Genomic DNA, 7598 nt, shown 5'->3' with positions numbered 1-7598 from the left:
GGGCCCCGCCCGGCTCTCAGGGGCCCCGCCCGGCCCCCGCCCCCCCCCCCCCCACGCCCGGGGCGGTCCGGTACTACGGCAGCAGGACGCCCTGGTTGGAGGGCTGCAGGGAACCCACCCGCAGACCCGCGGCGGAGACCGGCAGCTGCGGGACCGGTTGCCCGTCCACGCCGAGCACCTGCGCCGTCAGCTGGGTGGTCTCGTCCGGGGGCGTCACCACCAGGCCGGCCAGTACCGTGCACTTCGGGTCGGCCTTGTCGCAGGTCGAGAAGGACAGGCCGGAGAAGGCGGTGGTGCCCGGCTTCAGGACGACCTGGACCGGCGGGCCCGGGTACGGCACCCGGGCGGTGGCCACGTCGACCCGGCTGTTGTCGGCCAGCAGCCCGCCGTAGCCGAGGTAACCGTGGACCGTACAGGTCCGGGAGCCCTTGTTGACCAGCATCACCATCGCGGATCCCGGACGGTCCGGCTGGAGCTGGACGTCGGCTCGCAGCTCGCCGGTGTGGCACCGGTCGGCGGCGGCCGGGGTACCCGTCGCCCCGCGCGAGCCCGGGTGTGCGACCACCGGGGTTACCGGCCGGGCGCTGGGGGCAGAGGCCCGGTTCGAGGCGGCCGCGCCACCCGCACCCGGGGCGGACGCCTGGGAGTTGGCCGCAGGTGCGGCGGATCCGGTCGCGCCCTCCCCCGAGCAGGCGACGGCCCCCAGGCCGAGGAGTGCCGCCGTGACGGCGGCGGCGGCGAAGCGGGACGGACGCGGGTTCATGGTCACTCCGGTTGGGTCGCTCGGCTCTGCAGTCACTACCTGACCACGCCTCGTGAGTCGCAGCAGTTCTCGATGAACTGTCCCAGCTGGGTAACGGCGGACGCGCGAGCGGACCGGCGCAGTGCTCCGCGCCGGCGCCCGCGGATTCACGGGCGAAGGGCGGAAGGGCGGAAAGGCGGAAGAGCACGGAACAACGCAGGAGAGCGCGGGAGAGCGGAAGGTCGGGAGAGCACAGGCGGAGGACCGAGGCGGAAGGCGGACTCTCGGGAGGGCGAGGACGAGCCGTGCGTACCACCGGCTCGCGGGTCAGGGCCGGGAGGCTCCCGCCCACGGGCCGGGTGAGACGTCCGCCAGGCATGCCGAAGGGCCCCGACGGCAGTGCCGTCGGGGCCCGTTCAGCGCTCGTTGCGCCGGGTTCTCTAGTACCAGTGGTGGGTCTGCCAGAAGGCCCACGCGGCGTTCGGGCTGCCGTAGCGGGAGTTCATGTAGCTGAGCGCCCACGCGATCTGGGTCTTCGGGTTGGTCCGCCAGTCGGCACCGGCGGAGGCCATCTTCGAGCCCGGCAGGGCCTGGGCCAGGCCGTAGGCGCCGGAGGACGGGTTGGTGGCCGTCACGCGCCAGCTGGACTCGTGGGCGATGATCTGACTGAAGGAGGCCAGCTGGTTCGCGGGGACCATCCGGGCCGCGAGGGCCTGCGGCGTGGTCGCCGAGGCGGCGGGGGCGAAACCGGCGCCGAGGGCGGTCAGGCCGGCGACGGAAGCGAGCAGAGCGACACCGGTACGCATACGTGCGGGGAAAGCGGGCATGTGACTAGAGACCTCAATCGGGGTTTGGCCGTGTCCTCGCCTGTGAAGGGTTCACGTGACCGGACAGGGGTTCACGTTGATCCGGGCGGGGGCACGGCGGCACGACGACGCGTCTGCGTTCGGTGCCAGGGGGTTGATCCGCGGCGGGACAGGTGCCGCGGTCTCTGACGACTCCGCCATTCTTAGCTGCCCGCCACACGCCCGCCAAGACCCCTTGGTACGACGCCCGGTCGTAGTGGTGGAGAGCCCTTGACGAGCGTGGATCAGGCGTCGTTTCCCGCCGACCCGATCCCCAAACCTGACATATCGGACATTTTCCAGGAGCTTTGACATAGGCCCTGACCTGCACGGGAAGCCCCGGGAGGCGGTCCGGCCCCCCGCCCGGGGCCCGGTTTCGCCCGATCATGGTTATCAGGTGCGCTCGACCGGCTGTCGCACCTCCGACGATCAACTATCGACAGTCGTGGACCTCGGGGGCGTGTGACGACCCTCACCGGATCGGCCCCGTTCCCAAGGTTTGCGCACGGTGTTTCCGGGGTCGGCGGTGTACGACCCGCCGTTGCCCGCAGGTGCGGACAGCACCCGGTCACGCCTCGTCGGAGTGGTTCGCCTTGAGCCGAGCGGGACGTCATCCCGCAGTCGCAGGTCATCAGGAGCACGATCGTGAGTCACGTGTCGGGATTTCCGCCCTGCCGGAGTTCGGCCCTGCCACCGTGGCGCGAGTGGTGTCGCGCCGGTCGGGTCTCGGGCGGCGCGCCCTGCTCGCTCGGCCGGACCGGGTGGGGGCGGATGCTGGGAGTGCTGCGGTGATCGCCCGAGAACGTCAGGGCAACGGCGCTGATCGGGACGATGGCGATCATCAGCACACCGCAGCCGACGAGGACGACCGGGGAACCGGTCCGGTCGAGGAGGAAGCCGCCGAGCGCCGCTCCGAGCGGGGAGGCCGTCAGGAGTACGGCGCTGCGTACCGCCAGAACCGTGGTGAGTGACTCTGCGGGGGTGCGGTCCTGGAGCAGGGTCAGGGAGAGCGCGGAGTAGGGACCGTAGACGAGTCCGGCGAAAGCGAAGCCGATCAGGGATGGCAGAGCGGTGTGCGTGTGGGCGAAGGGAAGCATGCCGAGACCGTGGCCGGCGATGATGCCGAGCATGGCCGGCCACAGGGGAAGCCGTCTGGCCGCGCCCAGTGCGGAAGCCCCGATGACCGCTCCGACGCCGAAAGCGGCCCAGTAGGCGCCGAGCAGCGCCGTGGTGGCACGGAGGTCGTCGGAGACGAACAGGGGCAAGGCGACCTCGACGGGGCCGAACGCGAGGTTGAACACCCAGGTCACGACGAGCAGGCCGAGGAGTTCCGGCTGCCGGAGCAGGATGCCCGCCCCCCGTTGTGCGCCGTCGGCCACCGGTGCCGGCTGTCGTGGCAGGGTCGTGCGGCCGGTCTGGAAGGCGAGCACGGCGAACGTGGCGGAGTCCAGGCCGATGACCCATGCCGGGGACACCACTCCCACCAGGAGACCCGCGAGAGCGGGGCCCACGATGGTCGCGCTCCACATACTGGTGCTGAGCACACTGTTCGCTGCCAGACGACGGTCGTCGGAGAGCAACGGGGCGAACAGGGCGTGCTTGCCTGCCTTGCCCCAGGCGTGGAGCAGCGAGGAGGCGCCCAGGAGCCCGACGTACAGGGCCGGGGTGAGCAGTCCCGCCACGTGCGCCAGCGGGACCGCCCCCAGCAGTACGGCCCGTAGTGCGGAGTCGGCGACCAGGAGCCGCCGCGCCGGAAGCCGCCGCATCCACCTGCCCAGGAGCAGTGCGCCCAGGGCGCCGGGCAGGACGTAGGCGGCGACAGCGAGGCCGGCCAGCGCACCCTGACCGCCGTCGGGCCCCAGCGCGAGCGCGAGCCACGCGACGGCGACGACGGTCATGCCGTCGCCCAGGTCGGACAGTGCGAAGACCGGCATCAGCCGCCGGAACGTCCGGTCGGCGAACAGCCTGCGGTAGGGGGCGGGCACCAGGCGTCCCGGCAGTACGGAGAGCATGCAGGTCACAGTCGTCCTTCAAGCAGGCTTGAAGTCAAGGCCGGACTGCGGGAGGGGCGGGCAGGCGGCATCCGCCCATCGGTGAAGTCGCGGACAGAGCACGCGACTTCACCTTCGGCGCTGCGCTACCGGGAGGAGCGCGGTCTCCCGTTGGCCGGGCTGCGCGATCCCCGCGCGGACGACCCCTTGCCAGAGCAGGATCAAGAGTGGACCCGCCGGACAACGCCGCTGCGACATGGCGTGGGCGTGCTGGTCAAGGGGGTTGAACGAGGCAACGGGACGCCGGTGGGTCAACGAGCGGGAAGTCAGGTCCAGAGCTGTTCGCCGAGTGTCCGGCCGGGTACGGCCCCGGGCAGGACGTAGGCCACCGCCGAGGCCCGGTGTTCGACGAAGGGGGCGAGGGCGTCGCGGGTGGCCAGGCGGTTCTGGACGCGGGTGAACTGGGCCGGGTCGCGCATGAAGGCGCAGAAGAGCAGGCCGCGATCGGTCGGGCCGTCATCGTAGCTGTAGCCGCGGCGGAGCATGCGGGCGCCGCCGTCGAGGCGAGGGCTGCTGAGGCGGACGTGGGCGGTGGCGGGGATGACGTAGGAGCCGTCCGGGTTCTTGGCGTAGATGTCGGGGTCGTCGTGTTCGGCGGTGCCGGTGAGCGGGACGCCGTCGCCGCCGCGGCGGCCGATCACCCGGTCGCGCTGCCCCTCGGTGAGGGCCGCGAAGCCGGCGACGTCCATGCGGATCCTGCGGTAGACGAGGACGGTGCCGTTCCGGTGGGGTCCCGGCAGGCCCCAGACCCACTGCTCGACGCTCGCGTCATCGGGGTTGGCGGTGCCGTCCTTGAATCCGAACAGGTTGCGCGGGGTGGCGCCCGGGGCCGTGTGGGGCAGGAAGCCGGACTGGGTCCAGCGCGGGACGGCACCGGCGGCGTGCGCGCCTGTGCCGAGGAGCTCGGCGACGACGGCCAGGGTCCAGCGGTCGACGGCGCACAACTGGATCAGCAGATCGCCGTCGCTGCGTGCCGGGTCGAGGCGGTCGCCGGAGAAGGGCGGCAACTCGGCCAGGCCGGGAGGGACGTTGAGGCCGAGTCGGGCGGCGAGCGCGGGGCCGACGCCGACCAGGGAGGTGAGCCGGGTCGTGCCGCCGTCCTGCAGGCGCGGGTCGGGCGGGGCGGCGGAGGCCGCGGTGGAGAGGGTACGGGTCAGTGTGCCGAGGACGTTGCGCAGGGTCTCCCGGTCCGTGGTGGCGGAGGTTTGCGGGAGGTCGAAGGAGAGCAGGTGCGTCGCCGGTTGCTGAGGTGCCGTCACACCGGCCTGCCGGGCACCGTGGAAGGGGATCGCGGGCGCAGGCGGCGGGGCGGCGGCGGCACCGCGGCTGGCTGTCCGGTCACCGCTCGCCGGTTCGTCGGCCGCCGCGCCGATCCCGGCGGCGAGCACCACCCCGGCCGCCAGCAGTGCCCTGCGCCGTCCGAAACCGGGCGCGGCGGGTTGTGCCGGATTCTGCATATTTTCCCGTTCCGTAGGCATACGCGTTATTGGAGACGATAGAACTCCTGTCATGCAAATCCTCTCTCCTGAAGGCCTGTTGACCTGTTCGGCGATCCGGTCGGCAGCATTCCTGGCGGCGGCGCTCCGGTCGGCGGCGCCGCGGTGCCTGTGGGTGCTGGTCGTCTCGGTTGCGCTGGCGGCCACCGGGTGCTCCTCGACGGGTCCGAAGTCGGCCGATGCGCGGCATCCGGCCGGGAGCGTGCTGCGGGTGCCGGAGGACTTCCCCACGGTTCAGCAGGCGGTGGACGTCGCTCGTGCGGGTGAGATGGTGCTGATCGGCCCGGGCACCTACCGGGAGAGCGTGCACGTCACCAGGCCGCGCGTCGTGGTGCGCGGAACGGACCGCAACACGGTGGTCCTCGACGGCGGGCTGCGGCTGGTCAACGGCGTCACCGTGACCGGCGCCGGTTCGGTGGTGGAGAACCTCACCGTGCACGGCTACCTCGCCAACGGCGTGCTGTTCACCGGCGTCACCGACGAGAAGCTGCAGCAGCACGGCGCCGGCGGCTCGGCGTACGATCCGCTGGACACCGCCCGCTTCCCGGCTGTCCAGGGCTTCCGCGCGACCCGGGTCACCGCCTACGGCAACGGCCTGTACGGCATCTACGCCTTCGACGCGCGCGGCGGCGTGATCGAGGACTCCTACGCCTCCGGGCAGGCCGACTCCGGCATCTACGTCGGCCAGTGCAAGCCCTGCGACACGGTGGTACGCGGCAACACGATCGAACGCAACGCCGTCGGCATCGAACTCACCAACGCTTCGGACGGCTTGTCGGTGCTGGGCAATCGAGTCGTCGGGAACCGGGTCGGCGTCACGGTCAACTCCAACGACCTCGAAGCGCTCTCCCCGCAGCACGGCGCGCTGATCGCGGGCAACGTCGTCGCCGACAACAACGCCGCCGACACGCCCGAGCAGGCGGACGGGGGCTTCGGCATCGGCATCGGCATCGGCGGCGGCACCGGGAACCGCGTCCAGCGCAACCTGGTCCGGGGCAATCAAGCAGCCGGGGTGGTCGTCACCGACCCGTCCGGGCACCCGGCGAGCGGCAACCGCGTCGAAGGCAACCGCACCGAGGACAACGGCACCGACCTCGTCCTCGCCTCCGCCGACCCGGGCAACTGCTTCACCGGCAACCGGCCCGCCACCCAGAGCCCTGACGGACTGGAGACCCTCGCGGGCTGCGGCGCCCAGGGCCGCGGCACGCTGCCCGCCGGCCGGACAGCGCCGGTGCAGGCTCCGCCCGGCATCCCGTTCAGCCGGGTGCCGGCCCCGCCGGCCCAGCCGTCCATGCCGGACCCGACGCCTCCGGGCCGCCCGGCGACCGACCTGCCGGGAGTCGTCGACCCGGACGCCTACCCGCTCCCGGCGGACGCCGAGGCCATGCCGCAGCCGCAGCCGCAGCCGCGGTGAGCACGGCACCCGGGGGCTCGGATCCCACGTCGACATGCCGGCTTCACCCGTGAGTCGAGAACGGCCGCAGCCGAACGCGGAAGCCGGGAGGCCACGTCGGTACGGAGACGTCACCCGGTGACCCACGGCGCTTCGGGGAGCTTCGCGCTGCCGTCGTGCCCCGAGAACTCCACGGTGGTCGGGGTACCCAGGCCCGGCATACGCATCGTCACCCGTCGCAGGCCGCCGTCACCGTCGACCCAGTAGGTCAGCGGCGACAGTCCGCCGTCGGGCCCCGCGCCGGGCGTGGCGCCCTGGGCCCGCGGTCCGGCGAAGCGGTCGTAGCTGCGGTGGTCGATCTGGTCGCGGCCCAGCCGGCGTGCCCCGGACTGGGCGAGCAGCAGCGGGTTGTCGGGCCGGTCCGCGCCGAGCCGGATCAGCAACCGGAGCCCGGCGTCCAGGGGGTCCGTCGTGTAGGAGCGCGGTGACCAGCCTGCGCGGGGGACGTGCTCGGCCTGCTGCCAGGGTGGGCTGTTGTCGCCCGCCGACGCGGGGGCCAGGCCGAGGCCGTCGCCGTCCCAGACGATCAGGCCGTGATCGAGCTGTCCGGCGGTGGACCCTGCGGACCCGGTGACCTGGTAGCTCCCCGCGGCCCGGTGCGTCCGGTAGTCCACGACTCCCGTGACCCGCACCGCCACGCCGCCGCCCTCGACGGTGGTGAGGGTCACCGCCACCGGGCTGGCCTGGTACAGGTTCAGTCGCGACAGGGCCAACCGTGACGCCTCGTCAACTGTCACCGGCCGCTGTGCGTCGTCGTCGGAGGCGGTCCGGTGGACAGCCAGGCCGCCCGCCGTGGCCCCGCACACCGCGAGCGCGATCAGCGTCCTGGACCACAGGGTCCGACGCGGCGTACGGCCGTCGGTCTTCGTCTTCCGGGCCATGCAGTCGCCTTCTCTCGTCGGTCGGTCACACACTCGGGCGGGTTAGCCGTCCAACGATACGCGCAACCGCCCGAAACGGGCCCGAGGGTTACCGGGGCCCGCAGCCCCCCACGGGGCGACCCGTCCAGTG

6 protein-coding genes are annotated in these 7598 nt (G+C 72.7%); 1 reads left to right on the top strand and 5 read right to left on the bottom strand.

Translation table 11 applies throughout. The features are described from left to right. Positions 1 to 73 precede the first annotated feature (73 nt). The 4 genes from ACFC1R_RS37505 to ACFC1R_RS37490 form a co-directional block, all read right to left on the bottom strand. On the bottom strand, positions 74 to 763 hold the full coding sequence (locus tag ACFC1R_RS37505; RefSeq protein ID WP_375946209.1) for a DUF4232 domain-containing protein: 690 nt from the start codon (positions 761 to 763) through the stop codon (positions 74 to 76). A 419-nt stretch (positions 764 to 1182) separates the two neighbouring features. Next, positions 1183 to 1548, bottom strand: coding sequence for a transglycosylase SLT domain-containing protein (locus ACFC1R_RS37500; protein WP_375946208.1), 366 nt, complete (start codon positions 1546 to 1548; stop codon positions 1183 to 1185). Positions 1549 to 2237: 689 nt separating this feature from the next. Then, positions 2238 to 3599, bottom strand: a complete 1362-nt coding sequence (locus ACFC1R_RS37495; RefSeq protein ID WP_375946207.1) for an MFS transporter — start codon at positions 3597 to 3599, stop codon at positions 2238 to 2240. A 305-nt stretch (positions 3600 to 3904) separates the two neighbouring features. Beyond that, positions 3905 to 5095 (bottom strand): Dyp-type peroxidase, encoded by a 1191-nt coding sequence (locus ACFC1R_RS37490; protein WP_375946206.1) that lies wholly within the window; start codon positions 5093 to 5095, stop codon positions 3905 to 3907. A 52-nt stretch (positions 5096 to 5147) separates the two neighbouring features. Here ACFC1R_RS37490 and ACFC1R_RS37485 point away from each other — a divergent pair, with 52 nt between their 5' ends. Then, positions 5148 to 6548 carry a right-handed parallel beta-helix repeat-containing protein gene (locus ACFC1R_RS37485; RefSeq protein WP_375946205.1) on the top strand — a complete coding sequence of 467 codons (1401 nt, stop codon included), beginning with the start codon at positions 5148 to 5150 and terminating at the stop codon, positions 6546 to 6548. Positions 6549 to 6658: 110 nt separating this feature from the next. Here the strand turns inward: ACFC1R_RS37485 and ACFC1R_RS37480 are convergent, their stop codons facing one another. Further along, positions 6659 to 7468: a hypothetical protein gene (locus tag ACFC1R_RS37480; protein ID WP_375946204.1), complete on the bottom strand. Its 810-nt coding sequence runs from the start codon at positions 7466 to 7468 to the stop codon at positions 6659 to 6661. Positions 7469 to 7598: the final 130 nt, after the last annotated feature.

The sequence above is a fragment of the Kitasatospora sp. NPDC056138 genome, assembly GCF_042264695.1.
In the GTDB taxonomy this organism is placed as follows: domain Bacteria; phylum Actinomycetota; class Actinomycetes; order Streptomycetales; family Streptomycetaceae; genus Kitasatospora.
Note: the sequence above shows the minus strand (reverse complement) of the source record. Positions and strands in the feature narration are given on the sequence as shown.

What these genes read in the sequence shown, in the direction of transcription:
- ACFC1R_RS37505 (WP_375946209.1), bottom strand. Translation starts at nt 763, where the DNA reads ATGAACCCGCGTCCGTCCCGCTTCGCCGCCGCCGCCGTCACGGCGGCA.
- ACFC1R_RS37500 (WP_375946208.1), bottom strand. Translation starts at nt 1,548, where the DNA reads ATGCGTACCGGTGTCGCTCTGCTCGCTTCCGTCGCCGGCCTGACCGCC.
- ACFC1R_RS37495 (WP_375946207.1), bottom strand. Translation starts at nt 3,599, where the DNA reads ATGCTCTCCGTACTGCCGGGACGCCTGGTGCCCGCCCCCTACCGCAGG.
- ACFC1R_RS37490 (WP_375946206.1), bottom strand. Translation starts at nt 5,095, where the DNA reads ATGCAGAATCCGGCACAACCCGCCGCGCCCGGTTTCGGACGGCGCAGG.
- ACFC1R_RS37485 (WP_375946205.1), top strand. Translation starts at nt 5,148, where the DNA reads ATGCAAATCCTCTCTCCTGAAGGCCTGTTGACCTGTTCGGCGATCCGG.
- ACFC1R_RS37480 (WP_375946204.1), bottom strand. Translation starts at nt 7,468, where the DNA reads ATGGCCCGGAAGACGAAGACCGACGGCCGTACGCCGCGTCGGACCCTG.